The sequence below is a fragment of the Mesorhizobium sp. G2-6-1 genome (genome assembly GCF_055809095.1).
In genome coordinates, this window is record NZ_CM147896.1 from 1,988,449 (window position 1) to 2,014,508 (window position 26,060).

General features: G+C 56.2%; 27 protein-coding genes and 4 pseudogenes. 22 read left to right on the plus strand and 9 right to left on the minus strand.

Going from position 1 to position 26,060, the window contains the following annotated elements:
* Positions 1–130 precede the first annotated feature (130 nt).
* The 6 genes from pstS (at position 131) to phoB (ending at position 5,364) form a co-directional block, all read left to right on the plus strand.
* Positions 131–1,189: a phosphate ABC transporter substrate-binding protein PstS gene (gene pstS / locus AC0L7S_RS09615; protein ID WP_473474111.1), complete on the plus strand. Its 1,059-nt coding sequence runs from the start codon at positions 131–133 to the stop codon at positions 1,187–1,189.
* Between the two features lie 78 nt (positions 1,190–1,267).
* On the plus strand, positions 1,268–2,245 hold the full coding sequence (pstC, locus tag AC0L7S_RS09620) for a phosphate ABC transporter permease subunit PstC (protein WP_473474112.1): 978 nt from the start codon (positions 1,268–1,270) through the stop codon (positions 2,243–2,245).
* A gap of 3 nt (positions 2,246–2,248) precedes the next feature.
* Positions 2,249–3,088, plus strand: a complete 840-nt coding sequence (gene pstA / locus AC0L7S_RS09625) for a phosphate ABC transporter permease PstA (protein ID WP_473474113.1) — start codon at positions 2,249–2,251, stop codon at positions 3,086–3,088.
* A gap of 9 nt (positions 3,089–3,097) precedes the next feature.
* Entirely contained in the window at positions 3,098–3,901 is an 804-nt protein-coding gene (gene pstB / locus AC0L7S_RS09630) for a phosphate ABC transporter ATP-binding protein PstB (protein ID WP_473474114.1), read from the plus strand.
* Between the two features lie 40 nt (positions 3,902–3,941).
* Positions 3,942–4,649 carry a phosphate signaling complex protein PhoU gene (gene phoU, locus AC0L7S_RS09635; protein WP_473474115.1) on the plus strand — a complete coding sequence of 236 codons (708 nt, stop codon included), beginning with the start codon at positions 3,942–3,944 and terminating at the stop codon, positions 4,647–4,649.
* Between the two features lie 25 nt (positions 4,650–4,674).
* A complete protein-coding gene (phoB, locus tag AC0L7S_RS09640) occupies positions 4,675–5,364 on the plus strand; it encodes a phosphate regulon transcriptional regulator PhoB (RefSeq protein WP_473474116.1) in 690 nt (229 codons plus the stop codon).
* Here phoB and AC0L7S_RS09645 read toward each other — a convergent pair.
* Positions 5,343–6,602: an ROK family protein gene (locus tag AC0L7S_RS09645; protein WP_473474117.1), complete on the minus strand. Its 1,260-nt coding sequence runs from the start codon at positions 6,600–6,602 to the stop codon at positions 5,343–5,345. The two genes, phoB and AC0L7S_RS09645, sit on opposite strands and share 22 nt — an antisense overlap.
* Before the next feature lie 250 nt (positions 6,603–6,852).
* Between AC0L7S_RS09645 and xylF the strand changes: the two genes are divergently transcribed.
* The 4 genes and pseudogenes from xylF (at position 6,853) to AC0L7S_RS09665 (ending at position 12,239) form a co-directional block, all read left to right on the plus strand.
* Entirely contained in the window at positions 6,853–7,893 is a 1,041-nt protein-coding gene (gene xylF, locus AC0L7S_RS09650) for a D-xylose ABC transporter substrate-binding protein (protein ID WP_473474118.1), read from the plus strand.
* Positions 7,894–8,262: 369 nt separating this feature from the next.
* Positions 8,263–9,578, plus strand: a pseudogene (locus AC0L7S_RS09655) (sugar ABC transporter permease).
* 14 nt (positions 9,579–9,592) lie between these two features.
* On the plus strand, positions 9,593–10,393 hold the full coding sequence (locus AC0L7S_RS09660) for an ATP-binding cassette domain-containing protein (RefSeq protein ID WP_473470654.1): 801 nt from the start codon (positions 9,593–9,595) through the stop codon (positions 10,391–10,393).
* 223 nt (positions 10,394–10,616) lie between these two features.
* Complete coding sequence (locus AC0L7S_RS09665) at positions 10,617–12,239, plus strand: CHASE domain-containing protein (RefSeq protein ID WP_473470655.1); 1,623 nt, start codon at positions 10,617–10,619, stop codon at positions 12,237–12,239.
* A 206-nt stretch (positions 12,240–12,445) separates the two neighbouring features.
* Here the strand turns inward: AC0L7S_RS09665 and AC0L7S_RS09670 are convergent, their stop codons facing one another.
* The 4 genes from AC0L7S_RS09670 to AC0L7S_RS09685 all read right to left on the minus strand — a co-directional run bounded on the left by AC0L7S_RS09670 (position 12,446) and on the right by AC0L7S_RS09685 (position 15,170).
* Positions 12,446–12,694, minus strand: a complete 249-nt coding sequence (locus tag AC0L7S_RS09670; RefSeq protein ID WP_473470657.1) for a YMGG-like glycine zipper-containing protein — start codon at positions 12,692–12,694, stop codon at positions 12,446–12,448.
* 224 nt (positions 12,695–12,918) lie between these two features.
* Positions 12,919–13,944: a sensor histidine kinase gene (locus AC0L7S_RS09675; protein WP_473470658.1), complete on the minus strand. Its 1,026-nt coding sequence runs from the start codon at positions 13,942–13,944 to the stop codon at positions 12,919–12,921.
* Between the two features lie 188 nt (positions 13,945–14,132).
* Complete coding sequence (locus AC0L7S_RS09680) at positions 14,133–14,300, minus strand: DUF1328 domain-containing protein (protein ID WP_473470659.1); 168 nt, start codon at positions 14,298–14,300, stop codon at positions 14,133–14,135.
* A 75-nt stretch (positions 14,301–14,375) separates the two neighbouring features.
* Positions 14,376–15,170 carry a response regulator gene (locus AC0L7S_RS09685; RefSeq protein ID WP_473470660.1) on the minus strand — a complete coding sequence of 265 codons (795 nt, stop codon included), beginning with the start codon at positions 15,168–15,170 and terminating at the stop codon, positions 14,376–14,378.
* Positions 15,171–15,387: 217 nt separating this feature from the next.
* Here AC0L7S_RS09685 and AC0L7S_RS09690 point away from each other — a divergent pair, with 217 nt between their 5' ends.
* Together AC0L7S_RS09690 and AC0L7S_RS09695 are read left to right on the plus strand one after the other, a co-directional pair.
* Positions 15,388–15,606 (plus strand): NepR family anti-sigma factor, encoded by a 219-nt coding sequence (locus AC0L7S_RS09690; RefSeq protein WP_473470661.1) that lies wholly within the window; start codon positions 15,388–15,390, stop codon positions 15,604–15,606.
* A 2-nt stretch (positions 15,607–15,608) separates the two neighbouring features.
* Positions 15,609–16,157: a sigma-70 family RNA polymerase sigma factor gene (locus AC0L7S_RS09695; RefSeq protein WP_473470662.1), complete on the plus strand. Its 549-nt coding sequence runs from the start codon at positions 15,609–15,611 to the stop codon at positions 16,155–16,157.
* Here the strand turns inward: AC0L7S_RS09695 and AC0L7S_RS09700 are convergent.
* On the minus strand, positions 16,130–16,531 hold the full coding sequence (locus AC0L7S_RS09700) for a response regulator (protein WP_473470663.1): 402 nt from the start codon (positions 16,529–16,531) through the stop codon (positions 16,130–16,132). The genes AC0L7S_RS09695 and AC0L7S_RS09700 overlap by 28 nt on opposite strands.
* 196 nt (positions 16,532–16,727) lie before the next feature.
* Here AC0L7S_RS09700 and AC0L7S_RS09705 point away from each other — a divergent pair, with 196 nt between their 5' ends.
* The 3 genes from AC0L7S_RS09705 to AC0L7S_RS09715 all read left to right on the plus strand — a co-directional run bounded on the left by AC0L7S_RS09705 (position 16,728) and on the right by AC0L7S_RS09715 (position 18,402).
* Positions 16,728–17,489, plus strand: a complete 762-nt coding sequence (locus AC0L7S_RS09705) for a Crp/Fnr family transcriptional regulator (RefSeq protein WP_473470664.1) — start codon at positions 16,728–16,730, stop codon at positions 17,487–17,489.
* Between the two features lie 109 nt (positions 17,490–17,598).
* A complete protein-coding gene (locus AC0L7S_RS09710) occupies positions 17,599–17,925 on the plus strand; it encodes an ElaB/YgaM/YqjD family protein (protein WP_473470665.1) in 327 nt (108 codons plus the stop codon).
* A 12-nt stretch (positions 17,926–17,937) separates the two neighbouring features.
* On the plus strand, positions 17,938–18,402 hold the full coding sequence (locus tag AC0L7S_RS09715; protein WP_473470667.1) for a hypothetical protein: 465 nt from the start codon (positions 17,938–17,940) through the stop codon (positions 18,400–18,402).
* A 7-nt stretch (positions 18,403–18,409) separates the two neighbouring features.
* Here the strand turns inward: AC0L7S_RS09715 and AC0L7S_RS09720 are convergent, their stop codons facing one another.
* Together AC0L7S_RS09720 and AC0L7S_RS09725 are read right to left on the minus strand one after the other, a co-directional pair.
* Positions 18,410–19,198 (minus strand): diacylglycerol/lipid kinase family protein, encoded by a 789-nt coding sequence (locus AC0L7S_RS09720; RefSeq protein WP_473474249.1) that lies wholly within the window; start codon positions 19,196–19,198, stop codon positions 18,410–18,412.
* Positions 19,168–19,311 (minus strand): hypothetical protein, encoded by a 144-nt coding sequence (locus tag AC0L7S_RS09725; protein ID WP_473470669.1) that lies wholly within the window; start codon positions 19,309–19,311, stop codon positions 19,168–19,170. The genes AC0L7S_RS09720 and AC0L7S_RS09725 overlap by 31 nt, the downstream gene beginning before the upstream one ends.
* 15 nt (positions 19,312–19,326) lie before the next feature.
* Here AC0L7S_RS09725 and AC0L7S_RS09730 point away from each other — a divergent pair, with 15 nt between their 5' ends.
* Both AC0L7S_RS09730 and AC0L7S_RS09735 read left to right on the plus strand, forming a co-directional pair.
* Positions 19,327–19,536, plus strand: coding sequence for a hypothetical protein (locus AC0L7S_RS09730; RefSeq protein ID WP_473470670.1), 210 nt, complete (start codon positions 19,327–19,329; stop codon positions 19,534–19,536).
* Between the two features lie 68 nt (positions 19,537–19,604).
* Positions 19,605–21,050 (plus strand): PRC-barrel domain-containing protein, encoded by a 1,446-nt coding sequence (locus tag AC0L7S_RS09735; RefSeq protein ID WP_473470671.1) that lies wholly within the window; start codon positions 19,605–19,607, stop codon positions 21,048–21,050.
* Here the strand turns inward: AC0L7S_RS09735 and AC0L7S_RS09740 are convergent.
* The gene (locus AC0L7S_RS09740) at positions 21,040–21,210 is read right to left on the minus strand and encodes a hypothetical protein (RefSeq protein ID WP_473470672.1); all 171 of its coding nucleotides are present in this window, start codon (positions 21,208–21,210) and stop codon (positions 21,040–21,042) included. The two genes, AC0L7S_RS09735 and AC0L7S_RS09740, sit on opposite strands and share 11 nt — an antisense overlap.
* 59 nt (positions 21,211–21,269) lie before the next feature.
* Here AC0L7S_RS09740 and AC0L7S_RS09745 point away from each other — a divergent pair, with 59 nt between their 5' ends.
* The 5 genes and pseudogenes from AC0L7S_RS09745 to AC0L7S_RS09765 all read left to right on the plus strand — a co-directional run bounded on the left by AC0L7S_RS09745 (position 21,270) and on the right by AC0L7S_RS09765 (position 26,051).
* The gene (locus tag AC0L7S_RS09745; RefSeq protein ID WP_473470673.1) at positions 21,270–22,202 is read left to right on the plus strand and encodes a VOC family protein; all 933 of its coding nucleotides are present in this window, start codon (positions 21,270–21,272) and stop codon (positions 22,200–22,202) included.
* Positions 22,203–22,212: 10 nt separating this feature from the next.
* Positions 22,213–22,841, plus strand: a pseudogene (locus AC0L7S_RS09750) (alpha/beta hydrolase).
* Positions 22,838–23,137 carry a GNAT family N-acetyltransferase gene (locus AC0L7S_RS09755; protein WP_473470674.1) on the plus strand — a complete coding sequence of 100 codons (300 nt, stop codon included), beginning with the start codon at positions 22,838–22,840 and terminating at the stop codon, positions 23,135–23,137. The pseudogene AC0L7S_RS09750 and the gene AC0L7S_RS09755 overlap by 4 nt, the downstream one beginning before the upstream one ends.
* A 232-nt stretch (positions 23,138–23,369) precedes the next feature.
* Positions 23,370–24,769 (plus strand): annotated as a pseudogene (locus tag AC0L7S_RS09760) (oligosaccharide flippase family protein).
* A pseudogene (locus tag AC0L7S_RS09765) lies at positions 24,769–26,051 on the plus strand (GNAT family N-acetyltransferase). The pseudogenes AC0L7S_RS09760 and AC0L7S_RS09765 overlap by 1 nt, the downstream one beginning before the upstream one ends.
* Positions 26,052–26,060: the final 9 nt, after the last annotated feature.

Consider the following 26,060-nt stretch of genomic DNA (forward strand, 5'->3'; position numbering starts at 1 on the left):
ACCACACTTGTGTTCAAGGTAACAGGATCGACATGAAACTGTCATGCGACTGTTATAAACGGGCGCTATGGCCTCTCCAGGTGCTGATTACAGAGCGCCAAGAGACCATCTTGCGAACAGGAGCAGGCCAATGCAACATTTCATTCGCTCAGCAGCATTTGCGGTCGCAACCGCTGCAGCATCCACCCTTTCTCTTTCCGCTGTTTACGCCGCAGATATTTCGGGTGCGGGCGCAACCTTCCCATATCCGATCTACGCAAAATGGGCCGATGCCTACAAAACCGCGACGGGCAATGGGCTCAACTACCAGTCGATCGGTTCCGGCGGTGGCATCAAGCAGATCAAGAACAAGACCGTCACTTTCGGTGCATCCGACGCACCGCTCAAGGGCGAGGATCTGGAAACCATCGGTCTTGCCCAGTTCCCGATGGTGATGGGCGGTATCGTTCCCGTCGTCAATATCGAGGGGATCAAGCCGGGCGAACTGGTTCTCGACGGGACGACACTGGCCGACATCTTCCTTGGCAACATCACTGATTGGGACGATGAGGCGATCAAGAAGCTCAACCCGGACGCCAAGCTTCCTTCGCAGGCCATTGCAGTTGTACATCGCTCCGATGGATCGGGTACCACTTTCAATTTCAGCTATTATCTCGGCGACGTCAGCGCTGAATGGAAGGAAGAAGTCGGCGTCAACACAGCACTTCAGTGGCCAGTCGGCATCGGCGCCAAAGGTAACGAGGGTGTTGCCAACAATGTCGCCCAGACGAGCGGGGCTATCGGTTATGTCGAATATGCCTATGCCAAGCAAAACGAGCTGACCCATCTGGACATGATGAACAAGGACGGCAAGAAGGTTGCGCCGACTGCAGAGGCGTTTTCTGCGGCTGCTGCCAATGCGGACTGGAGTTCCAAGCCAGGCTACGGCGTCATTCTTGCTAACCAGCCGGGTGCAGAATCGTGGCCAATGACGGCTGCGACCTGGATTTTGCTATACAAGAAGCCGGAAGATACCGCTGCTTCGACAGAAGCGCTCAAGTTCTTTGCCTGGTCTTATGCCAATGGCGATGCAATGGCCGACGAGCTCGACTATGTGGCAATGCCTGACAATGTGGTCAAAAGCATTGAAGAGATGTGGACCAAGGACATTGTCGGCGCTGACGGCAAGTCACTTTTCTCGGCGATGTAGTAACAGGATGCGGGGCCGGTTGTGCCGGCTCCGCATTGATTTTTATTCGTATTCGGCTTCAATCAGGGAATTTCCGGCATGGCGTTGGTTGCTAGCGAGGATCTGGCTCGGCAAAGAGACGCGACCGTTCGTCGTTTTGCGTTTACCGACGCCATTTTTCACGGTCTCACGCGTTTTTCGGCGATACTCGTTCTTCTCATTCTTAGTGGGGTTGCGATCTCGCTTCTGGCCGGGTCATGGGAAGCGCTTACGACCTTCGGGCCTGGCTTCCTCACCACCGAAAGCTGGAACCCCGTCACCGAGAAGTTTGGTGCACTGGCACCAATCTACGGGACGATCGTAACGGCTGCCATTGCCATGCTGATCGCTGTTCCCATCGGTATTGGCGTTGCTGTTTTCCTGACGGAGTTGTGCCCGCGCGCCCTGCGTCGACCGATCGCTATTGCAATCGAACTTCTAGCCGGCATTCCCTCGATCATCTATGGCATATGGGGCCTGTTTGTACTGGCGCCTTTTCTCCAGACCACCGTACAACCCTTCGTCATCGCGCTGTTCAAGGACGTCCCGGTGCTATCAAGCCTGTTCGCGGGGCCACCGTACGGCATCGGCCTTTTGACCTCGGCGCTCATCCTCGCGATCATGGTTCTGCCTTTTATCACCTCCATCACCAAGGATGTTTTCGACACTGTTCCGGCTGTATTGAAAGAGTCTGCCTATGGTATTGGCTGCACCACATGGGAGGTGGTCCGCAGCGTGGTCATTCCTTATACGCGGGTGGGCATCATGGGAGGTGTGATGCTGGGTCTTGGCCGCGCGCTCGGCGAAACAATGGCGGTGACCTTTGTCATTGGTAACGCGCATCGCATCAGTGCATCGCTGTTTGCTCCGGGCACGACAATCTCGGCCTCGATTGCCAATGAATTTACCGAGGCTGATGGCGACCTCTACACATCGTCATTGATCGGGCTTGGCCTGATCCTGTTCGTCATCACCTTCGCGATTCTGGCTGCGGCGCGCTACATGCTGATGCGGATCGAACGCCGGGCTGGAGGCTGAGCCATGTCTTCTTCATTGCAAAGCAGACGCAAGACCAGAAACGGTGTCATGATGATGTTGTGCGTCGTGGCTGCCGGTATCGGGCTTGCCTTGCTGGCGTTGGTTCTGGGTGCCCTGATTTTCAAAGGTGCAGCCGGTCTGTCACTTTCGGTGTTTACTGAAATGACGCCGCCGCCGGGCGATGCAGGCGGCCTGTTGAACGCCATTGCCGGCAGTCTGGTGATGACGGTGTTGGCCATGATTGTCGGCACGCCGATTGGTGTGCTTGCAGGTACATATATGGCTGAATACGGGCGATTTTCACGGCTCACGGTGATCGTGCGTTTCATCAACGATATCCTGCTTTCCGCGCCATCGATCATTATCGGCCTGTTCGTCTACGAACTTGTCGTCAGGCCGATGGGGCATTTTTCGGCTCTGGCGGGATCGGTTGCGCTTGCCATTCTGGTCATTCCGGTTGTCGTGCGCACCACCGAGGACATGCTGTTGCTGGTGCCCAATGCACTGCGTGAAGCTGGAACGGCGATTGGTGCTCCTCGCTGGATCGTCATCCGTTCCGTTGGCTATCGTGCCGCGATGTCGGGCATTGTGACAGGCATCCTGCTGGCGGTTGCGCGCATCTCGGGCGAAACGGCACCGCTACTGTTTACTGCTTTGAACAATCAGTTCTGGAGCAGCAACATAAACGCGCCGATGGCCAGTCTGCCTGTTACCATCTTCCAGTTCGCCCTCAGCCCTTACGAGGAATGGCAGCAACTGGCGTGGACAGGCGCACTTATCATTACGCTGACGGTTTTGGCTTTGAGTATCTTTGCCCGAACCCTAACCGGACGCAGGACCTAGAGAGGACAGATGACACAGATGTTGTCGCTGGAAAAAAACGTGGCCGAACCGGTCGCTGACAAAATGAAGATCGAGGTCGACAACCTCAACTTCTATTATGGTGAAAACAGAGCGTTGAAGGACATTACGCTGTCCTTGCCGGCGCGTAGCGTCACGGCTTTTATCGGGCCGTCGGGTTGCGGAAAGTCGACGCTGTTGCGCGTTTTCAACCGCATCTACGAACTTTATCCAAAACAGCGCGCCGAAGGAAAAATTCTGCTCGACGGTCAAAACATTCTTGACCGCTCGCAGGATCTCAATTTTCTGCGCACGAAGATCGGCATGGTGTTCCAGAAGCCGACACCATTTCCGATGTCGATCTATGAAAACATCGCCTTCGGCATTCGGTTATATGAAACGCTCAGTAAATCGGAACTCGACGGGCGCGTCGAACAGGCGTTGAAACGCGCTGCCCTCTGGAGTGAGGTCAAAGACAAGCTCAACGACAGCGGGTTGAGCCTGTCGGGTGGCCAGCAGCAGAGGCTGTGCATTGCCCGGACCGTTGCGGTCAAACCTGAGGTTATCCTGCTCGACGAACCGGCCTCGGCGCTTGACCCGCTATCGACAGCGAAGATCGAGGAACTGATCGACGAGTTGCAGGCCGACTACACGATTGTCATCGTCACCCACAACATGCAGCAGGCGGCGCGCGTGTCTCGTCAGACAGCCTTCATGTATCTGGGCGAGTTGATTGAATTCGACCAGACCGAGACAATCTTCACGTCACCGCGGGAGAAGCGCACGCAGGACTATATCACCGGACGTTTCGGCTGATCCGGTTCCTGTGAAAAACGTTGGGATGCAAGGATAGATCATGGGTGAACATACGGTTGCGTCTTTTGACGAAGAACTCAATCGGGTCGGCCAGCTTATTGGCGAGATGGGTACTCTGGCCGGTTCAATGGTGGGTGGCGCGACCCGCGCACTGCTCAACTCGGATAACGCACTGGCGCAGCGGATCGTTTCGGACGACGCGATCATGGATACGCGCCAGCGTGAACTTGACGATCGCGCCATCGCGCTGATTGCCAGGCGCCAGCCGATGGCGCAGGATTTGCGGGCGGTGGTCGGTGCCATCCGCATGGCGGGCGATTTTGAACGTATCGGGGACCTGGCCAAGAACATCGCCAAGCGCGTCAGTGCTGTTGGCCAGGGTGTCACGCCGCGCGAATTGGCTTTTTCGATCAATTCTATGGCTGATCTGGTGCTTGAACAGGTGCAGGGCGTGATCGAGGAATATGGCAGGTTGAACGCGCCGGGGCTGGCAAAATTGCGTGACGACGACGAACGTATCGACGTCAAATATACATCGGCCTTTCGTGAATTGCTCACCTATATGATGGAAGACCCGCGCAATATCACGGCTTGCACGCATCTTCTGTTTTGCGCCAAGAACCTTGAGCGTATTGGCGATCATGTCACCAACATCGCCGAAAACGCCTATTATGTACTGACGGGTGAACAATTGCCGTCCAACCGTCCAAAGCTCGATGAGACGGCAATGTCCGTTCCGGCTGCGTGACAAGCGAGACAGGAAACCAGCGCAAATGATTGCACCGCGCATCATGGTGGTAGAAGACGAGGAGCCGCTTGGCGTTTTGCTCCGCTACAATCTGGAATCGGAAGGCTATCACGTCGAGGTCGTGACACGCGGCGATGAAGCCGATCTCAGACTTCAGGAAAATGTGCCCGATCTTTTGGTGCTCGACTGGATGGTTCCTGCCATTTCGGGCATCGAACTGTGCCGGCGTTTGCGTATGCGACCCGAGACGCAACGTTTGCCAATTATCATGCTGACGGCACGTGGCGAAGAAAGCGACCGTGTTCGCGGCCTGTCGACCGGTGCCGACGACTATCTGGTCAAGCCGTTCTCGACGCCGGAATTCATGGCGCGGGTGAAGGCGCTGCTCAGGCGCGCCAAGCCTGAGGTTTTATCCAGTGTGCTCCAGGTTGGCGATATCGTGCTCGACCGGGAATCGCACAGGGTTTACCGCAAGAAGAGCGAGATCAGCCTGGGGCCGACCGAGTTCCGCTTGCTGGAATTCATGATGCGTCATCCGGGGCGTGTTTTTTCGCGCAGCCAGTTGCTCGACAATGTATGGGGCGAAACCATCTATATCGACGAGCGCACCGTCGATGTCCATGTCGGGCGCTTGCGCAAGGCTGTCAATAATGGCCAGACGGCTGACGTCATCCGCACCATTCGCGGCGCCGGTTACGCGATCAGGGAAGAGTGAAGCTGAGGTGACGTTGCCTCCGGCTGCGCTTGAACGCCGCCTGCGAAAATCTCGTGATCGATAAAAGTGAGGGCGCGCACCGCGCAACCTTCACGGATCAGCGACCGCTCATCTGCTTCGATGTCGAACGAGATGGACGTGGAGTGATGGCCACCGGCGGTCTTGGCAATCGCATCACGCAGGGCGGGTTCGATCAGATCGAATGCGGCAGCGCTGGCGCCCACCATGGAAACAGGTGCAGGGTCGATCAACGCAAACAGGCTTCCCAGGCCAATGCCCAGTGCTTCACCGGCCTTGCGATAAGCTTCACGCTCCGGTCCGTCTTTGAGCCGTGCGGCGGTGGCAAGTGCCAGCATGTCGGCGTCGCTGATATTGTCGATCGGATCGTCATTTTCACTGAGCATGTGGGCATTTCGCCAGATGGCGTAGTTGCCGGCATAGGCCTCGATGCAGCCGCGGCGGCCACAGCGGCACAGCGCGCCGTCGGGCTTGTGGATCATGTGGCCAAATTCCCCGCCTGACGAATGCGTGCCGGTGAACAGCGCACCTTTCAGCACCAGCCCCATGCCGATGCCATGAGAAAGCAGGATGGCGATGAGATCGTCGCGGTAGCGATCCGGCTTTCGCCAGCGTAGCGCCACCGCCATCATGTTGCAGTCGTTTTCGACGGTAACGGGGATCGAAAATTCCTTTTCCAGAATGTTGGCAAAGGCAATGTCCGTGTGATGGGTGATGGGCGACCACAACATCGACCGCGATGGCGCATCGGTTATGCCTTGTATGGCGAGCGCAATGCGCATCACCTGACATCCGCCAAGCCTGGGATCGGCCAGTCGTTGGCGCAAGATCGAGATGCACGCCTCTATCAGCTCTTCTCGCGGCATGGCGCGCGTGTCCAGTCGCTGCTGCTCCTCGCATACGGTTTCACCCGCGTAGTCGATGATGGTGGCTGACAGGTAGTTCAACGACAAGACAATGCTGGCGACCATCGCCGCGCGTGGTTCAAGTGTGAGGGCAACCTGCGGACGACCGCGCTTCAGCGTTTGTGAGCCCTGGCGGCCTTCGGCAAGAATTCCCTCGTTGATCAGGCTCGCCGCAATGGCCGAGATTGTCGAATGGCTGAGACCGGTGGTTGCCGCGACCTCGGTTCTCGATGTCTGGCCGCTGCGGCGGACAGCCGAGATCACCATCGCCCTGTTACGCCGGCGCAGATCGTCGTGGCGAATTCCTACCGTCATGGGTTGCAGTCCTCCCCGCCGCCGCAGACGGTGGACTGTCAGATACGGACGGCATATGCGGTGGATATTGGCAGAAGCCGACAAGGCTGTCACTATTTATGTCGAAACTCGAAATAAATCGATTTCCAAAAATAAATCCCGGTTGACAGGTGCCCGGTGTTGCGGCACACTTTTTTCGAGGCTCGAAAAAAGCCTTTGTGCCGACCCTCGGGTCAGATCAGTTGCGCCCGCACGGCGTAGGGAGGAAATCATGAGGAAATTCACGGCCGCCATTCTGGCGGGTGCCGCCTTGTCGCTGACGCTCGTGTCGGTCGCCCAGGCGAAAGACAAGATCATCGGCGTTTCCTGGTCAAACTTCCAGGAAGAGCGCTGGAAGACCGATGAAGCCGCCATGAAGGCCGCAATCGAGGCCGTTGGCGACACCTATATCTCCGCTGATGCTCAGTCGTCGGCGGCCAAGCAGTTGACTGATGTGGAAAGCCTGATCAGTCAGGGTGCCAATTCGCTTATCATTCTGGCGCAGGATGCCTCGGCAATCGGCCCAGCCGTTCAAAAGGCGCTCGATGAGGGCATTCCGGTTGTTGGCTATGACCGCTTGATCGAGAACAGTAATGTTTTCTACCTGACCTTCGACAACAAGGAAGTCGGGCGTATGCAGGCGCGTGAAGTGTTCAAGGTGAAGCCTGAGGGCAATTATGTCTTCATCAAGGGCTCAGGTGCCGATCCAAATGCCGACTTCCTGTTCTCCGGGCAGATGGAAGTGCTGAAGGATGCTATCGATTCCGGCAAGATCAAGAATGTCGGCGAGGCATATACCGACGGCTGGCTGCCGGCCAACGCGCAGAAAAACATGGAACAGTTCCTCACCGCCAATGACAACAAGGTCGATGCGGTGGTGGCCTCAAACGATGGCACGGCAGGTGGTGCCATTGCGGCGCTGACGGCACAGGGCCTTGCTGGAACCGTTCCGGTTTCGGGCCAGGATGGCGACCATGCGGCGCTCAACCGGGTCGCGCTGGGCACACAGACGGTTTCGGTGTGGAAAGATGCACGTGAACTCGGCAAGAATGCTGCCGAAATTGCGGCCGAGCTTGCTGATGGCAAGGCAATGACTGACATTCCCAATGTTCAGGATTTCACCACGCCGGGTGGCAATACCGTCAAATCGGTATTCCTCAAGCCGGTGGCTATCACCAAGGACAACCTCAACGTCGTCATCGATGCGGGCTGGATATCGAAAGATGCAGCTTGCGCCGGCGTTGCGGCAGGCACAGTGGCGGCTTGCGACTGAGGACGTCTTGATCGTCTGCTTATTGACGCCGCGGTTCCTGGAGCCGCGGCGTTTTCCAAACGGCTTTCTATTTCCTACAGGACTGGCCACTTTCGGCAGGAATGGAAAGACAGTACGATTGGGCCGATTCAGCTTTTGATTGAATCGCTTGGCCGCGTTAAAGTACGCCGCGTCTAAAAGGATTCGTGCAGCGTGCTTTTAGCTTTCGTTTTTATGCATGTCGTTGTCCCAAAACCGCTGCACACTTTTGGGCGACATGCATTAAGTTTCGTTCTGCGCGATTCCAGGAAAACCGCTGCATAATTTTCCAGGAATTGTTCAAGAATGCCGCAGGCCATGCGCCGGGCAGTTAGCCGGTGGGAGGGCAATATGACCGACACGGTATCCGACACACCAGCCGATCAGGCGCGTGAGACAGAGCTTGGCCCCATCGCACGCTTTCTCAAGGCGACTGAAGTCGATACCCGCATGTTGGGCATGATCGCGGCACTGATCCTCATCTGGGTTCTTCTCCATGTCCTGTCTGGCGGCCTTTTCCTGACGCCGCGAAACCTGTGGAATCTCTCCGTTCAAACCTCCTCGGTGGCGATCATGGCAACGGGCATGGTTCTGGTGATCGTCATGCGCAATATCGATCTATCGGTTGGCTCGCTTGAGGGCGTGGTCGCTATGGTTATGGGCATCATGCAGGCACAGATATTGATCCGCGTGGTGGGCTTTCAGCTTGGCGATCCGTGGATATGGATCATCGCATTGTTGTGCGGGATCGCGCTTGGCGTGATCATCGGCGCGTTCCAGGGCTACATCATTGCCTATCTGGAAGTGCCGTCATTTATCGTCACGCTGGGGGGCTGCTTGTCTGGCGCGGTGCTGCATGGTGGGTCGCAAGCGGCCAGACGATCGCTCCTCTCGATGCCACTTTCCAGCTTATGGGCGGCGGTCCGAAAGGGTCGATTGGCGCAACATGGAGTTGGGTCATCGGCATTGTTGGCTGCGCCGCCATTGTGCTCATGCTTCTCAATGGGCGTGTGCAACGCAAGCGTTTCGGTTTTCCATTGCGACCGGTCTGGGCTGAAACACTGCTTGGCGCTGTTGGCTGCGCGCTGGTGCTTGGTGCGGTTTGGGTTGCAAATGCCTATCCCTGGCCGATTGGCATCGTCAAAAGATATGCTCAGGCGAACGGCATCACAATTCCCGAGGGAGGATTGTTCATATCGCACGGCATCGCAATTCCCGTTCTGATGGCCGTCGCTGTCGGCATCGTCATGACATTCGTCACCAATCGCACGCGGTTCGGGCGCTATGTATTTGCCATCGGCGGCAACCCGGAAGCGGCCAATCTCGCTGGTATCAATACCCGCTGGGTCACGACGAAGGTCTTCATGATCATGGGGGCGCTTGTTGCCATTAGCGCGGCAATCTCCTCGGCACGCCTTAACGCGTCGACAAATGCACTTGGCACACTCGACGAGTTGCTGGTCATCGCTGCGGCGGTTATTGGCGGCACTTCGCTGGCCGGAGGCGCGGGCACGATCATCGGCGCCATGCTTGGCGCGCTTTTGATGCAATCGCTTCAATCGGGGATGGTATTGCTGGGTGTCGATTCACCGCTGCAAAGCATCGTCGTTGGCACAGTTCTTGTCATCGCCGTCTGGCTCGATACCGTTTACCGCAAGCGCGTCTAGAGGGATATAGGATCATGGCAGTCAAGGAACAGGCAAGCGCCACTCCACTGGTCGACATAAAGAACATCTCGATCGCTTTTGGCGGAATTCGTGCCGTCGACGATGCTTCCGTCGACCTGTTTGCCGGTGAAGTCGTGGCGTTGCTTGGTCACAATGGGGCGGGCAAGTCCACCTTGATCAAGATATTGTCGGGTGCCTACAAGCGCGATGCTGGCCAGATATTCGTCAATGGCAAGGAGGCCGCGATCTCCAACCCGCGCGACGCCAAGAAATACGGGATCGAGACGATCTATCAGACGCTTGCATTGGCAGACAATGTTGACGCCGCCGCCAATCTGTTTCTGGGGCGCGAATTGATGACGCCGTGGAATACGCTGGACGACGCTGCGATGGAGGCAGAAGCGCGCAAGGTCATGGGGCGCCTAAATCCGCGCTTTCAACGTTTCAAGGAACCCGTCATCAAACTGTCCGGCGGTCAACGCCAGTCGGTCGCCATTGCGCGGGCGATTTTGTTCGACGCGCGTATTCTGATCATGGATGAGCCGACAGCGGCACTTGGACCTCAGGAGACCGCACAAGTTGGCGAACTGGTTAAACAACTCAAGAAAGACGGTATCGGCATCTTTTTGATAAGTCACGACATTCATGATGTGTTCGATCTGGCCGACCGCGTATGCGTGATGAAGAACGGACAGGTCGTGGGAACGGCGAAAACGACCGACGTTACCGAAGATGAGGTGCTTGGCATGATCATCCTTGGCAAATGTCCGCCCGGTGCCATTCCCGGCCCTGGTGCCCAGAAAATGGCTGCCTGATCGAAGCTTGGCACTCTTGCAAATCCTGACCTGAATCGATCCGAGGCGGTCGATGATGACCGCTTTTGCGAAGTTCGCTTTGGCGATGCGCGCTTGTCTTGGCGTGTGGACCCGTTAAGAAGGTCCGTGAGCTATTTGCGGAGTCGAGCAAACCGTATTCCATCAAAATGGCGCAAAGTAGAGTTCTGGAACGCTCCAGAGTTGATACAGGCCGCATTGTCAATTGAAGAAGCTTTTCCCTTATTTGACGTTCCTCGCTGTCGCTCTGGTCAGTCTCATGATGGCAGGCTTTGCTTATTATGCGGCGCAGGAAGCATCTCGGATCAAGTTCGGGGCGACAGCCGATGCTGCGATAAACCGCATCGAAAGCCGCCTCGATCTGCAACTTTCACTGCTTCGCTCGACGAAGGCGCTTTTCGAAGCGCGCAATGGAGAAATTTCGCGCACCGAGTTCAAGGCGTTCTTCGACGCACTCGATGTTGACAGCAATTTTTCCGGCTTGCGCGGCATCGGCTTCGTCAAGCTGGTCAAGGCTGGTGATGAGGCTGTAGCCGAGCGGGCGATCACGCTCAATCACGGTTTTGAGCGAAACATCTATCCCGAGACGACACAGAAATTGCGAACGCCTATCGTCTTGTTCGAACCCCTCGATCCTGCCAACCAGTCCAGTATCGGCTACGACATGATGAGCGAACCGGTTCGCCGCGCTGCGATCGAACTTGCGATGAAGGACGATCTGCAACATGCGAGCGGCCGTGTGCTGCTCGGTGAGAAGACCGGCTCTGAACGCGTATTCCCAGGGTTTTTCGTATTTTCGCGCCTTGTCGTGAACACCTCACCCGACGGGGTGAATGCGGACACCTCATCGACCGCCGGATTTTTGTATGCGGCGTTTCGTGCGGGCGATCTGTTTCAGACGGCATTTAGCCGAATGCCAATTCTGCCACTCAATGTAGAGATTTACGACGGCAAGGTTGATCCTGACGAGTTGATATTCCGCTCGGAGACGCCGCCTGTTACGGGCATTGGCAATGATCTTCTCGATACACGCGAACTTAGCGTCGCGGGCCGGCAATGGATCATCCAGTTTCGGCCAACCAGTGCGTTTGCCCGTCCGTCCTCGCGTTCGATACCGATCATGCTGGGCCTGTTCGGTCTGCTGCTTGCCGGGGCTATAGCGCTGGTCGCCCGCTACAAGGAACGCGCCTATGATGTGGCTTCGCAATTGCATGAGACGACTGAGCGGAGCCTGCTTGAGAAAGACCTGATGCTTCAGGAGATGAAGCATCGGATCAAGAATTCGATTACCCGGGTTTTGGCGATCTCGCGTCAAACCGCTTCGCGCTCGGCCGATATCGGCGAATTTTCGGAATCGTTTTCGGCACGCCTGCAAGCGATGGCTGCCTCGCAGGACATGCTGACGCGATCACGCTGGCAAAAAGCCGATCTAGGCGATCTCTTGCGCATTGAACTGGGCCAGGTTTTTGGCAAGGAACTTCCTGACGATATCCTGTCGGGACCGCAAGTGCTGCTTGACGAGTTAACGACGCAGGCGCTTGGCCTGACTTTCCATGAATTGGCGACCAATGCATTGAAATATGGCAACGCCGGCAATTTTGACGACGCGCTCAAGGTCAAATGGAAGATACAAGGGCGCAAAGGGGACAAGGTTCTCGTGCTCAACTGGAGTGAAACCGGCCTCACACAAATGGAAACTCCGGCCAAGCCAGGGTTTGGTACGAAGCTGATAGATATGAACATTTCGCGCGAACTGAACGGCACCATCGAGCGTGATTATCAATCGGACGGCTTGAAGGTTGAAATCAGAATCCCACTGAAGGGTTGAGGCATTTTCGAGCTGTCTGTTGTGCGACACCTCTATTGCACCACACTGCGAAAATGGGAGGCTGACATTGCCAACCTCCCATTGTTTTCCTCATCCCGCTATTAGTTGCACATCGCGTCTTAAGGGATTCATGCAGGGTGCTTTAAGCCCTTGTTTTTGTGCATGTCGTTGTCCCAAAACCGCTGCACACTTTTGGGCGACATGCACTAGTTGCAGCGTCTCGTGTAAATCCGGCCTGTACGCGGGCTGCGGTACTGGCAATAGCCATTACGCAGATTGCGCACCAGAAGACCGGAGCCAGCCCCGACGGCTGCGCCAATCAATGCGCCTTTACCACCGCCGGCAATACCGCCGATGACGGCACCGGCCGCAGTTCCCACGCCCACGTCCTGTTCTGTCGTGGTGCAGCCGCTAAGGGCTGCGAGTGCGGCCACGGCAATGATCATATTACGCATGTAGTCACTCCTCTCGCTATTAACTCACTCGCCTTGGATCGATCTTCCACCACCAGAGCGTATTGCCTATCTCTTTGATTGTACACAATTCCAATCGGAAAACCGAACTTTGTTTCCCAGGAATTTTCCTAGCACAAGATGTCATGCTTTGCGCCATGGAATTCATTTTCGCTTTTCTTTCCATTGAAGGAACGCGCTGGATGTATGATGGTTCCGGTGTTGTTTTACCCGGTCTCGAAGTTGCCGTTGGGAACGCTCAGGCGATATTCGAGCCGATCGCCAACGACATCCAGCTTTGCCTCTCCATTCAGCGAAACCGGCACTACGCGCTCCAATGTCACGCGGCCGAAATGCTTTTGCACGGGCAGTTCCTCACTATTGCCGATCGGTTCGCTCCACAGTAGTTGCAACGCTGGTTTGCCATCGTCGCTTTCGCTCAATTTTGCCGAAACGGTGATCGTTTCACCAGGGTGAGACAAGGCACCGTATGCCAGCGAATTGACAACGAGTTCATGCATGGCCAAACCGATATGCAAGGCGGCATTGGGGCTGAGATAAGGATTGGTGCCCTCGAAGCGCAGCGCGCTTTGGGTGCCGTTGGTATAGCGGCCAATCTGCCCGAGAATGAGTTCGCGCAGTTCTGCACCGCGCCAATTCGACGACGTGACCAAATCTTGCGACGACGCAAGAGATTGCAGCCGGCCCTGAAAGCGTCCCAGAAAATCCGTGATGTTTTGTGAGTAGCGGCCTGTTTGGCTGGCAATGCTTTGTATGATGGCGAGCAGATTCTTTGAGCGATGGCTGACATCGCGCAGCAGCGTTCGCAAAGCCTGCTCGCGACGTTTGCGTTCGGTGATCTCGACCTTGGTCGTCATGACGCCGCACACGCTGTTGTCATCCCTCATGTCAGGGTCGACCCACACTTCAAACCAGCGTATGCCGTCGTTGCCGGGCGCGCTGAACTCAAAATGATCGCTGTTTCCCGTGTCGATGGCTTTGCGCCGTGCGGCGGCGATACGTTCGACCTGAATGGGGTGGAGTATCGTATCATTGTCGGAAGTGCCCGAAGCCCAGGGCGCTGGCATGTTGCGAGCCCACACGGTTTTCAGATCGAGATCCTGATAGAGAACCGACACCCCTGCGTTGCGCAATGCGTGAAGGAGTGCGCGTCCTAACTGTGAATCGGCGCTTGCCGACGGCTCAACGGCCTTGCTGCCTTTATTGGCGTCTGCTCCGGACCTGAGTTCCATTTGCCAGTCTTGCTTTCTCCTCGTGGCTGCGAATGCCCATCTTATGCTCTATTGGTTCAGAAAATGTTCCGCCGGACAGTGTCCATTGAGAACGCTGCCCGGCGGCGACTGGAAACCGTATGAGGGGGCGGTCTCCAGCATTCATTTGCTACTTCTCTCATCTGCGGCAAAGCCAGCGGGCTGCGAAATCATCGGGCGCGCCTGATAAAGCCGGCGATCAGCGAAATGACGAGGAATGCCAGGAAGATGAAGAACAGTATCTTGGCCAACCCCGCAGAAGCGCCGGCGATACCGCCAAAGCCAAGCGCACCGGCAATGATTGCGACAACCAGGAATACAAGCGTCCAATAAAGCATGATCAACTCCTGTGACTGTTGCAGAAAAAACGCGAGCCGGTGACATTTGTTCCAAGATGTTGAAAAAACATCGGGTCAGGCTGCCGCTCTGGCCTGGCGGTCGAAAAACAGGGCCTGGCTGATCAGTGCCTTGACCATGTCCGGGTTGAAGGGCTTGGTAACCAGAAAGGCCGGTTCCGGGCGTTCGCCAGTCAGCAGGCGTTCGGGAAACGCGGTAATGAAAATCACTGGCACTGAAGTCGATGCGAGTATCTCATTGACGGCATCAATGCCGGAACTACCGTCTGCCAGTTGAATGTCGGCCAGCACCATTTTGGGGTGCGTCTTGCCAAACAACGCCACCGCCTCTTCATGTGTGCGCGCTGTGCCGACAACATTGTGGCCAAGGCTCTCGACCATTTCCTCGATATCCAGGGCGATCAAAGGCTCGTCTTCGATGATGAGAATGTCGGTTGCGACCTGACGCGATATCTCGCTGCTGGCCTGGGAGAGAAGTTCGGAAAATTGCGCCTCATCCACATCGAGGATTTCGCTTGCGTCTTCCTCGCTGAACCCTTCAACGGCAACAAGCAGGAATGCCTGGCGTGGTCGTGGCGCAAGTGCGTTGAGATTTGTGGCCGCGCGCTTTTCCCATTCCGACTGCGTTTGATCCTGCGGAATGCGGATGGCGACGGACGTGAACATTTTCGCAAACAGCTTGTAGAGCGCGATGCGGTCGTTTGAAGCTTGGGGAAAAATATCGGCATCTGCAATGATGGCTTCCAGCATGGCAGCGACCAAGGCATCGCCACTTTCCTGAGAACCGGAAACGGCTCGGGAAAAGCGGCGCAGATATGGAAGATTTGGTGCGATAGTGGCGGATAAATTCACGATTTACGTCTCCCTCACATGACGTGTTGTACGAGCGGGCAGATTGCGATGATTTGCAAGCCCCGACATCAAAAACGCCGTTGTCGCTAAAAAGTTCCAACCATCATGGAACCAATGTTACGTTTTCACGTTAAGTGCAGGTCGATCGGCCAGACGGGGTGGCTTTGGTCCTGCGTCCTGTGTGTGGAAGAGGCTTGGGGAACTGGAATATGGGCAAATGAAAAATACTTCCAAGAATGACGAAACTGGCAACAAGGATGAGGCTGGTGCGGACAGGCGTCTCAACGGTGCCGGAAATCCACTTGGGCCAAATTCGGAAATTGGCCGTAAACTCAAGCAATATTACGACGATCTCGTTTCTGATGATGTGCCGGATCGTTTTGCCCAGCTACTTAATCAGCTGGAGCAGAGCGAACCTACTCGGAAGAAGGACTGACCATGGCCGTTTCCGAAGGTTTCAAGGCTGAACTTCTCGGTACCATTCCGAGTTTGCGTGCGTTCGCGGTTTCCCTGTCGCAAAATGTCGACAGGGCGGACGACCTCGTTCAGGAAACGCTCGTGAAGGCATGGGACAAGCATGAAAGCTTCCAGCCGGGTACCAACCTGAAAGCCTGGCTTTTCACGATTCTGCGAAACGAGTTCTATTCGCAAATGCGCAAGCGCGGGCGTGAGGTGCAAGACAGCGATGGTATCATGACTGCCCGGCTCTCGGTTCATCCAGCCCAACACGGACAGCTCGACCTGAAGGATTTTCGCAGTGCGCTTGAGCAATTGCCGGAAGACCAGCGTGAAGCCATCGTTTTGATCGGCGCGTCCGGCTTTTCGTACGAAGAAGCGGCCGAGATTTGCGGTTGCGCTGTCGGGACGATCAAAAGCCGCGTCAGCCGCGCCCGTAGCCGCTTGCAGGAGGTCTTGCACGTTGCCGGTGAAGAGGACTATGGCCCCGATGCGATTTCGGCTCAGGTGATGACGTCGTCGGCGCGTTGAGTGCCTCTGGTTCCATGCGAATGCGCCACCGCGTTGACGATATCAGCGCCTCCGTAAGGCTTCTCGACATATTTCACACCCGGAAACAATTCGCCGATTTCGTCAGTGATCGAATAGCCGGACGCGAAAACGAAGGGCACGCCATGGTCTTGCAGCTGCTTGGCGAATTCCAATGTCGATGCGCCATCCAGCACCATGTCGATGATGGCCACGTCGAATGTATCGGCGAGAGAGATGCCGTCAATTTCAGGCAGGCTTGTTGCAGTCACGACTTCGCTTGCGCCGTGATCCCTGCAGATCTGCTCGACGTCGAGGGCAATAAGAACCTCGTCTTCAAGAACGAGGATACGTAATCCGTCGAGTGAAACTGGCACAGGCTGTAAACTCCGTGGAAGAGGAAGCGTGTCATGAACGCAAATCGGCGTACTGTCATTTAAATAAGACATAGGTTAGTCATTTTGCCACGGAACGTTGAGGGTTCGGATACGTTTAGAGTTTGAGCATCAGAATGGTCGCAACGCTGGCAGCTACGTGTCGGCTGCTGCTCTCGCGCGCTGGAAAAGGGAAGAAATGTCTGGAAAAATTGACCATGCACCTTCCAGCCGCCGTTATTCATGCGAAAATTGTCCGCTTCGGCCATTGTCGGCATTTCGTGCGTTCGAGAAACAGGAACTGGCCTTTATCAGCGATTTCAAGAAAGGCGAACTGGCGGTCGACCGGGGTGCCACCGTGCTGGTTGAAGGCAGCCATAGTGCACATCTTTACACGGTGCTGTCGGGGTGGGGCTTTCGTTACAAGCTATTGCCGGATGGACGTCGTCAAATTCTCAATTATGTCATGCCCGGAGACCTGATCGGCCTGCAAGGCAGCGTCATGGACGAAATGCAGCATTCGGTTGAAGCGCTTTCAAGCCTTCTTCTTTGCGTGTTCGAACGGGAGAACCTGCCCAAGCTGTACCAAAATCACCCCGGTCTTGCCTACGACATCACATGGCTTGCCGCCCGCGAAGAGCGAATGCTCGATGAGAATTTGCTGAGTGTCGGGCGTCGTACTGCGCTGGAACGTGCGGCCTATCTCATCGTATTCATTCACGGACGGGCACAGGTGGTTGGGCTGAACGGAAAGAAGCCGGTGGAAATTCCCATCACCCAGCAGCATGTGGCCGATACGCTTGGCTTGTCGCTGGTTCACACCAACAAGACATTGCGCAAACTCATGGACCGTAAATTGATCTTGTGGCGTGATGGCGGTTGCGAAGTGATCGATGCCGAGGGACTGAAAGATATATCCGGCTGGCAAGGTCCGGATGAAGGGGCGCGCCCTCTGGTATAGACCCGCTCGTCTTAAGTTAGAGGGCGGATGGTGGATGCATTGATGTTGGCTTTTTGGGAACCTTGATGCGTCTTGGGCGTTATCAGGCAATATTTACAAGGAGTTTTATATGGTAACGGCATCCGGGAAAACGGCGAACGGCACAAGAACAACGTCTGATCTTGAAGCGGACATCAAGCTGCTCAAGGCGGATATAGCCAAACTTACCAAGCAACTGGCCGCGACTGGCGAACATGGTGCCGGCACTGCCCGCCGTGCTGCGGCTGAAGGGGTGGAGCAGTTGCGTGAACATGGCGAAGCCGCAATGGATAGTCTGCGCGCCAATGCCCATGATTTTGAAGAACAGATTCTTGCCAATGTGCGCGAAAAACCCATCACGTCTCTGGCGCTTGCCGGGGCGGCCGGGTTTCTGTTTGCCTTGTTGTCGCGACGCTAAGGGTTTATCCTTATGGGGTTTGTCGCATCGCTGATTGCCGGCATGGCGTCGGGTGAAACGGTTGAGGCCATGCGCCGTGCGCGTCTGGCTGCCATCGCTTATTTTCTGGCCGCTTTGGCGGCGTTTTGCGGTTGCGGATTCCTGATCGCGTCCGGCTTCATCTGGACGGCTATGCGCTATGGCCTGTTGCACGCGGCGTTGGGGTTCGGCGTTGGCTTCCTCATTCTGGCTGGTCTTATCGTGTTGATCTTCCGGCTTTCGGGAGGGTCGCGATCACGCCGACGCCGAAGAAGGCGCAAAGCGGACATGACGGCAGTCGGGGTGAGTGCTGCATTTGCTGCCTTGCCAGCACTGTTAGGCAGCAAGAGCGGGGCAGGCGTTTTGCTGGGACCGTTGGCGGCACTTGCCGCCTATGCGATTTATCGTGAAAACACCAAGCCGGACCGCGATGACCCTGGGCATGATGGTCCGCTTTGACCTGTGTTTATGGCGAAGATGGCACGAGGACGTTGAGAGTTTTGGGGTGGATTTCAATTGTTGTTGTCTTTTCCAACTTCGTCAGTTCGCCATCGCGAACCGCGTGAAACGCTTTGCTTGAAGAGCGGATTTTCAAGATCACACGTTCACTTTGATGGATTTCCACATGTTCGCTGCCGCGCCATTTGCCGCGCGCCATGTTGAAGAAGAAATTCAGCAGTTTGCCCTTGTCGTTGGCAACCGTGATGTAAATGCCCAACACACCCCCTGCCGGGTTTGCAGCGTAAGGCAAATGACCCTCGCCGAACAGGTTGTTGGTGATGCCGATGGCAGTTGCGCGGGTGATGATCTCGGCCTTGCCGATAGTCAGCGCCACGTCCAGAGCAGGCGGATTGTTGACCGTTGCCCAGGCCGCTTGGGCGGAAGCGCGGATTTTTCCCAGTCTTGAATCGAAATCCATCTGATCTCGCATATGCACCAACTTGGCGTGCATGCCGATCGAAAATTGATGCACAAATGGTTCGCCATTGGCGCTGGCCATGTCGACGGCCACGATCTTGCCGTTGGCAAAGCTTTCAATTGCCGCATTGAGCGACTGGGGGATGGTGAGGCTTCGTGCAAAAAGGTTCATGGTGCCGGCTGGCAACACCGCCAGTGCCTTTTTCTTGCCCATCAGCCGCGCCGCCGCAGCCGAGACCGTGCCATCGCCGCCGCCGACCAGAACGGCGTTGATGCCGCTTCGCGCGACGGCTTTATCGAGAGCGTTCACCACATCCTTCCCACCGACAACTTCAATGGTGAGGTCATGGCCTGCCGCTTCAAAACCCTCTGCATGCGTCCGGTCAGATCGGTCAGATCTGCGGTGCGCAAGGTGCCGCCATCCCTGTTCAACACGACGGCAAATTTCATATTCGAAGCTCCCGGATGTTCAAGCTGGAGGATTTTCTGGAAAGGCTTTTCTTTTCCTGGGGCTGTCCTGCGAAAATTAAAGCCAAAGCTAAAAACGGCAATGGAGACAGATGGTTCCCTGTTCCCGCGCTTTTCGTTTCAGCGCTGTGTTGGCAGATGCATTTGGCAATTCGTAGATGCAAAATTTTGGAACAAGGCGGGCATGGTCGCGTTGTGGAGATGTGAATACCGCGCCGTGATCTTTACTCGATCAGGGTCCGGTGAAACCGAATTAGCAGATGAGGAGAGATAACATGTTCCGCACATTGATGGCTACTACCGCCCTTGTGTCGTTGCTCGCATCAGGCGCCTATGCGCAAGACACCACCGTGCCCGCAACGACACCGGCGCCCGCGACTGATAACGCGATGCCTGTTGCACCCGTTGCCCGCGCTGATGGTACTCTGGTTGGCAATATCATCGGTGAATCGGTCTATAATGGCCCCGGTGATGATGCCGAAAATATCGGTAAGGTAACCGATGTCGTCTTCGACAAGGACGGCAATGCTCAGTCTGTCGTGATCGGCGTTGGTGGGTTCCTCGGCGTTGGCGCGAAAAACGTAACGTTTGATTTCGGCAAGTTGCAGTGGGCCGAGAAGAACGGTGATCGCTGGCTTGTTGCCCCAACCACAAAGGATGAACTGAAGGCACAGCAGGAATTCGACGTCGTGCCATATCAGCCGCTACCGGCAACTCCGCAGGTTTCGGAGACGATGCCGACGGATACGCTGGCGCCTGAAGGCACCATGACGGCACCGGCCGATGGCACGGTTCCGTCAGCCGATACCGCGCAAAACGAGCCTGCCGACATGAACGCTGCACCGGTTGAACGTGCTGATGGCAAGCTTGCCACCAACATTATCGGTGAAAGCGTTTATAATGGTAGCGGCGACGACGCCGAGAATATCGGTGACGTCAACGACATCATTCTGTCAAAGAACGGTGACGTTGAATCACTGGTGATCGGTGTCGGTGGCTTCCTTGGCCTTGGCGAAAAGAGCGTTGCTTTTGCTTACGACAAGGCACAGTGGGCTGAAAAGGATGGCGACCGCTGGCTGGTTGTGCAGGGCACCAAGGAAGAGTTGGAGGCTTTGCCGGACTTTGATCGTCGCGCCTACGATCCAGCTCCCCCAGTGGCAGCAGCAGATGCAAGCGCGCCTGCAACCACGACGCCGACGACCGATACGGCGCAGACCGAGCCAGACGCGATGGCACCGGCAAATGATGCTGCCGGTGAGCAGACTGCACAGGCACCCTCTACTCCTGAGGCCGCACCTGCCGGTGAGCAGACTGCGCAGGCACCTGCTACACCTGAAGCAGCCATCACAGATGAAACCGAGACGGCGGCGATCGATCGCTCAACGCTCACCGAAATGCCGATGGGTGACATACGCGCCGAAAATCTGGTTGGCACCACCGTTTATGGTGCAGGCGATGCTAATGTCGGCGAGATCGGCGATGTCGTCTTGACGCCGGACAGCAAGGTGGATGCGATCATTATCGACGTTGGCGGCTTTCTCGGCATGGGTGAGAAAGAGGTTGCCGTTGGCATGGATAATCTGAAATTCATGACCGACAAGGACGGCAATCGATATCTATACACCAACTTCACCAAGGAGCAGCTTGAAGCGCAGACGGCCTATGACAAGGGCAGTTATGCACAAAAACGCGACGAGCAGCGTCTGATCATCACGCAATAAGCAGCAGATTCATTTCTGCTTCATGGCCCGCGCTGGCAATAGCGCGGGCTTTTGCATGCTTGAAATCCGCGCCACGGTTCGGGTAAACAATCGACCTGCCATTGTTCACTATTACAGCACAGTTCATTCTGTGTTTGGCATCTTTGCGCAGCACCTTCACGGCCTCATATTGCTGAGGACAGCGGCTGGGGCCGCACCAAGGTAGAAAGGAGCATTGCCATGCTCACACAGATCAAAGGCCTGCATCATGTGACTTCAATGGCCAGCGATGCACGCGAAAACAATGAATTCTTCACCCGCAAGCTTGGACTGCGGCGCGTCAAGCAGACGGTCAATTTCGATGCGCCGGACGTCTACCACCTTTACTACGCTGACGAAGTCGGCACACCGGGTTCGGTGATGACCTATTTTCCATTTCCCGACATCGGCAAGGGGCACCCCGGTGCCGGTGAAGTTGGAAGCACGGTTTATTCGGTTCCTCCAGGAACACTAGCTTTCTGGCAACAGCGTTTTGCCGATGAAGGGGTGACCGGTCTCGGCCTGTCGGAAACATTCGGCGAAAAACGGCTCAGTTTTTCGGGGCCGGACGGCGACGGTTTTGCTTTGGTTGAAGACAAGGCTGACACACGTTCACCATGGAGCGAGGGTGGCGTGGCTGCCGATGAGGCGATCCGTGGCTTTCATTCGGTTTCACTGCGACTGAGGGATTCTGGTGCGACCGAAGAGTTGCTAAAGTTCATGGGGTATGAAGAGTTCGACAAGGCAGGTAGCGTCAAGCGTCTCGCCATCAAGAATGGCAATGGTGCGTCCACCATCGATATTGAAACGCTGCCGGGTGCCGGTCTTGCCAATCTGGGGGCGGGTTCTGTTCACCACGTCGCTTTTGCGGTTGAAAACAGGGCAAAGCAGCTCGAAGTTCGCAAGGCACTCTTGGATACGGGCTATCAGGTCACGCCGGTGATTGATCGCGACTATTTCTGGTCGATCTATTTCCGCACGCCGGGTGGAGTGTTGTTCGAAATTGCGACCAACGAGCCGGGGTTCGATCGTGACGAGGATACGGCGCATCTGGGTGAAGTGTTGAAACTGCCGAAGCAGCACGAGCATCTGCGGCCCTATCTTGCGCAGCATTTGCAACCTTTGGAAGCATGAGAAAAATGCCATGAGCAAGGACGCTTATATTCACAAGGTACTGCCCGGTTCACCGGGCGGTCCATTGCTTTTCGTCTTTCACGGCACCGGCGGGGATGAAACCCAATTCCTGTCGCTGGGCCATGATCTCCTGCCAGAAGCGAGGATCATTTCGCCGCGTGGCGATGTCCTTGAAATGGGTGCGGCGCGCTTTTTCGCCGCACTGGCGAAGGCGTTTACGATATGGATGACCTGGCGCGCGCGACGGACAAGATGGTTGGCTTCATCAAAGCCCATGTCGCGGCAGATGAACGTTCTTCGGTGCTCGGCCTTGGCTATTCCAATGGCGCAAATATTCTGGCTTCAGTGGCGTTCGCTGCGCCGGATCTGTTTGATGCGGCAGTGCTGATGCATCCGCTCATTCCGTTTGAACCGAAGGTTCGCGACACATTTGCAGGCAAACGCTTTTTGATTACGGCTGGGCGGCGCGATCCGATCTGCCCGCCTGACTTGACGAAACGGCTGGAAGCCTATCTGGCTGAGTTGGAAGCTGACGTTTCGGTCGAGTGGCATGAAGGCGGCCATGAGGTACGCCCTGGCGAAATCGAAGCCGCGCGGCAATTTCTTTTCAAAGACGTGCAGAAAGGACCATCTCAATGAACGATCAACTGCCTGAAATCGAACTGGAGGATCACGGCTCCAAAGGACGTTATGTGCTGCGAGGACCTGATGGCGCGGAAGCGGAGATGACTTTCACCAAGGTTGGCGAACACCAGATCATCATCGACCATACCGAGGTTCCCGGCGCTTTTCGCGGGCAGGGGGCGGGCTTGCGCCTTGTCACCCGCGCTGTTGAAGATGCACGCACCGCTGGCAAGACGATCATTCCGCTTTGCCCCTTTGCTGCTGCACAGTTCCAACGCCATGACGATTGGGCAGATGTGCTGAAAAAATAGAAAAGATACTCTGGAGCGCGTACGTCCAATTGGGCGCACAAAGGATGCTCTGTCACTATGATAGAGCATCGGAATTATCCGAAAACCGGATTCCACTTTTCGCTCCGATGCTCCAAAGGGCTGGACAGGGTTTGATTGAGCCAGCTTCCGTCTCGTTTATCCCAACCACCGTTTCTTAATGTGTTTCGATTAGGACGGTGACATCATTTTGCGGCAGACGGAGAGTAATGGCGTGCGATTTTCCGCGGCCACCACAGCCGACCGGATATTACCGCAGCGCATTGCGCTGCGTGTACGGCCATTGCTTGACCGGATCGACGTCATCCTGTTCACCGCAGACGAACGCGGTGAAGCAGGCCGCATGTCGCTGATTGCTTTTGCCGTGCGCGTCGTCAGTGCGGCAATTGCCTTTATCAGCCAGGTGTTGATGGCCCGCTGGATGGGCGGTTTCGAATACGGCATCTTCGTCCTGGTCTGGGTGACAATGCTGATCATCGGAAGCATATCCTGCCTCGGCTTCAGCACTTCGGTCATTCGCTTCATTCCCGAGTTTCGACAGCAAGGCAGGATGGATGAGTTGCGTGGCATCGTCGTAGCCAGCCGCTATTTTGTCCTCATAGCCTCGACACTGATTGCCGGTATTGGAGCACTTGGTATCTGGTTGTTTTCGGGATCAATCGAGAATTACTACGTCGTGCCATTTCTGCTCGGCGTTTTCTGTATGCCGATGATTGCGCTTACCGACCTCATGCAGGGCATTTCGCGGGCGCATTCATGGGCGCTTTCCGCGCTGCTGCCGACATACATATCGCGGCCGATCCTGATCCTCGTGTTCATGGTTCTGGCGGTCGGTATTGGTTTTGAGCCGGATGCCAGAACAGCAATTCTGGCCTCGATAGCGGCCACTTACGCCACGGCTGTCATTCAGTTGGCCAATCTTAGCACACGGCTCGAAAAGATCGTTCCGACGGGGCCGATTACCGTAAATTTCAGCGCCTGGTTTATTGTCTCGCTGCCTATTTTTCTGGTCGAGAGTTTTTCTATCTGCTGACCAATGCGGACGTCCTTATGGTCGGCTTCTATCGTGACCCGGAGGAAGTGGCGATCTATTTTGCTACGGTAAAAACGCTGGCACTGGTGCATTTCGTCTATTTCGCCGTCAAGGCAGGCGTTGCGCAGCGCTACGCCCAGTTCACTCATAGCGATCCAGAAAAACTGGCCGATTTTGCCCGCGAAACGGTCTCGTGGACGTTCTGGCCGTCGCTGGCGATGGCAGCGGTGGTTGTCGTCCTTGGAAAGCCGATGCTGATGTTATTCGGTGAAGAGTTCGTCGCCGGTTATCCCTTGTTGTTCCTGCTGGTTTTTGGCGTCGTGGCGCGCGCTGCCGTGGGGCCGTGCGAAAGCCTGCTTACCATGAGCGGCAATCAAAATGTCTGTGCCGGTGTCTACGCCATGACGCTGGCGCTGAATATTGGCCTTAACATCCTGCTGTTGCCGTCTCTTGGCCTGTGGGGGGCTGCGATAGCAACTGTTTTGGCCATGCTGTTTGAAGCGGTCGCCCTGTTTTTCACTGTCTGGCACCGGCTTGGAATTGCCATGTTGATATTTGTGCCGGCAAGGAGTGGCGCATAATGGCTGCAACCCCGCTGATCGAGGAGACCAGTGGCGGCCCTGCGGGCGCGATGGTGTCAAGTCTCGCCGGAATGGTGCGTGACAGCGCCGACATGGCGCAGATCGAATTGCTGGCCGACAATCGGCCGGAGCGGCGTCTTGCCATCTACCCGGCTTCCGCCGGTTTTGATCTGGCCGATGAGCTCGATCATCTGTGTGCCCGCACGGTCGAGCCGAATGTTTTTTCAATCCGCGCTTCCTCGCGCCCGCCATGCCAAGGCTGGAAGACCGCGAAGTGCGGCTTGCCGTTATCCGCGATGGACATTCTGAGCGTTCGCGGCTGCGCCTGCTCGTTCCATTTTCGGTGGAAAGATCGCCTGTGCCGCTTGGCACGTCGATCATGCGCACATGGGCGAGCCCATTTGGCCCGACCGGCACACCGCTCGTTGATCGCGACGACCCGTTGGGGGTTTTGGAAGATTTCTTCGACATGTTGTCGAGACAGCATTTGAAGCTGCCGAAGGTGTTTGCTCTGCCCGATATGCGGATGGATGGCCCTATGGCAGGCCTGTTAAAGACTGTTGCGGATTCGCGAAACCTGACGCTGGTCACCACCGACGAAGCGCAAAGGCCTGTGCTCGACAGCGACCTCGACGGGGATACTTATCTCAAGACGGCTTTGCGCGCTCATCACTACCGCGAATTTCGTCGCCAGTGGCGGCGGCTGGCCGATACGGGGGAGATCAGCCATACCGTGGCGCGCAGCTCCGAGGAAATTCGTGGTGCCATCGAGAGCTTTCTTGCACTGGAGGCGTCCGGGTGGAAGGGGCGGGAGCGAACCGCTATGGCTGTCGACCGCTATCGCGCTGCCTTTGCCCGCGAGGCGGTGCACCGGCTGGCCGAGCGCGATATGTGCCGCATTCACACCCTTTCCATTGATGGGCGTGTCATTGCCAGCCTGATTGTCTTCATCGAACAAGGCGTCGCCTACACATGGAAGACGGCTTATGACGAGGCGTTATCAGCCTATTCACCCGGCACGCTGTTGATGATCGAGGTGACCAAGCAGCATCTTGAAGATCCCAATGTGATGATTTCAGATAGCTGTGCGGTGCCCGATCATCCGGTCATGAGCCGTTTGTGGATGGAACGCAGGCCGATTGGCACCTTCGTGATCGGTTTGACGCCCGATGCCGACCGCGTTGTGCGCCAGGCTGCATCGCAATTGCACCTCTATCGCGAAACGCGCAACATGGCACGTATTCTGCGCAATCGTGTGCGCAGCCTGCTGAAAAGAGGCTGAAGTTTTCGT

Bases quoted from the DNA above. Each gene is read 5' to 3' on its own strand.
- AC0L7S_RS09695 (WP_473470662.1), top strand. From the start codon at position 15,609: ATGGCCGTTTCCGAAGGTTTCAAGGCTGAACTTCTCGGTACCATTCCG.
- AC0L7S_RS09735 (WP_473470671.1), top strand. From the start codon at position 19,605: ATGTTCCGCACATTGATGGCTACTACCGCCCTTGTGTCGTTGCTCGCA.
- pstC (WP_473474112.1), top strand. From the start codon at position 1,268: ATGGCGTTGGTTGCTAGCGAGGATCTGGCTCGGCAAAGAGACGCGACC.
- AC0L7S_RS09675 (WP_473470658.1), bottom strand. From the start codon at position 13,944: ATGGAACTCAGGTCCGGAGCAGACGCCAATAAAGGCAGCAAGGCCGTT.
- phoB (WP_473474116.1), top strand. From the start codon at position 4,675: ATGATTGCACCGCGCATCATGGTGGTAGAAGACGAGGAGCCGCTTGGC.
- AC0L7S_RS09670 (WP_473470657.1), bottom strand. From the start codon at position 12,694: ATGCGTAATATGATCATTGCCGTGGCCGCACTCGCAGCCCTTAGCGGC.
- AC0L7S_RS09745 (WP_473470673.1), top strand. From the start codon at position 21,270: ATGCTCACACAGATCAAAGGCCTGCATCATGTGACTTCAATGGCCAGC.
- AC0L7S_RS09705 (WP_473470664.1), top strand. From the start codon at position 16,728: ATGTCTGGAAAAATTGACCATGCACCTTCCAGCCGCCGTTATTCATGC.
- pstS (WP_473474111.1), top strand. From the start codon at position 131: ATGCAACATTTCATTCGCTCAGCAGCATTTGCGGTCGCAACCGCTGCA.
- phoU (WP_473474115.1), top strand. From the start codon at position 3,942: ATGGGTGAACATACGGTTGCGTCTTTTGACGAAGAACTCAATCGGGTC.
- AC0L7S_RS09755 (WP_473470674.1), top strand. From the start codon at position 22,838: ATGAACGATCAACTGCCTGAAATCGAACTGGAGGATCACGGCTCCAAA.
- AC0L7S_RS09715 (WP_473470667.1), top strand. From the start codon at position 17,938: ATGGGGTTTGTCGCATCGCTGATTGCCGGCATGGCGTCGGGTGAAACG.
- pstB (WP_473474114.1), top strand. From the start codon at position 3,098: ATGACACAGATGTTGTCGCTGGAAAAAAACGTGGCCGAACCGGTCGCT.
- AC0L7S_RS09710 (WP_473470665.1), top strand. From the start codon at position 17,599: ATGGTAACGGCATCCGGGAAAACGGCGAACGGCACAAGAACAACGTCT.
- AC0L7S_RS09680 (WP_473470659.1), bottom strand. From the start codon at position 14,300: ATGCTTTATTGGACGCTTGTATTCCTGGTTGTCGCAATCATTGCCGGT.
- pstA (WP_473474113.1), top strand. From the start codon at position 2,249: ATGTCTTCTTCATTGCAAAGCAGACGCAAGACCAGAAACGGTGTCATG.
- AC0L7S_RS09730 (WP_473470670.1), top strand. From the start codon at position 19,327: ATGTTCAAGCTGGAGGATTTTCTGGAAAGGCTTTTCTTTTCCTGGGGC.
- AC0L7S_RS09660 (WP_473470654.1), top strand. From the start codon at position 9,593: ATGGCAGTCAAGGAACAGGCAAGCGCCACTCCACTGGTCGACATAAAG.
- AC0L7S_RS09645 (WP_473474117.1), bottom strand. From the start codon at position 6,602: ATGACGGTAGGAATTCGCCACGACGATCTGCGCCGGCGTAACAGGGCG.
- AC0L7S_RS09725 (WP_473470669.1), bottom strand. From the start codon at position 19,311: ATGAAATTTGCCGTCGTGTTGAACAGGGATGGCGGCACCTTGCGCACC.
- xylF (WP_473474118.1), top strand. From the start codon at position 6,853: ATGAGGAAATTCACGGCCGCCATTCTGGCGGGTGCCGCCTTGTCGCTG.
- AC0L7S_RS09690 (WP_473470661.1), top strand. From the start codon at position 15,388: ATGAAAAATACTTCCAAGAATGACGAAACTGGCAACAAGGATGAGGCT.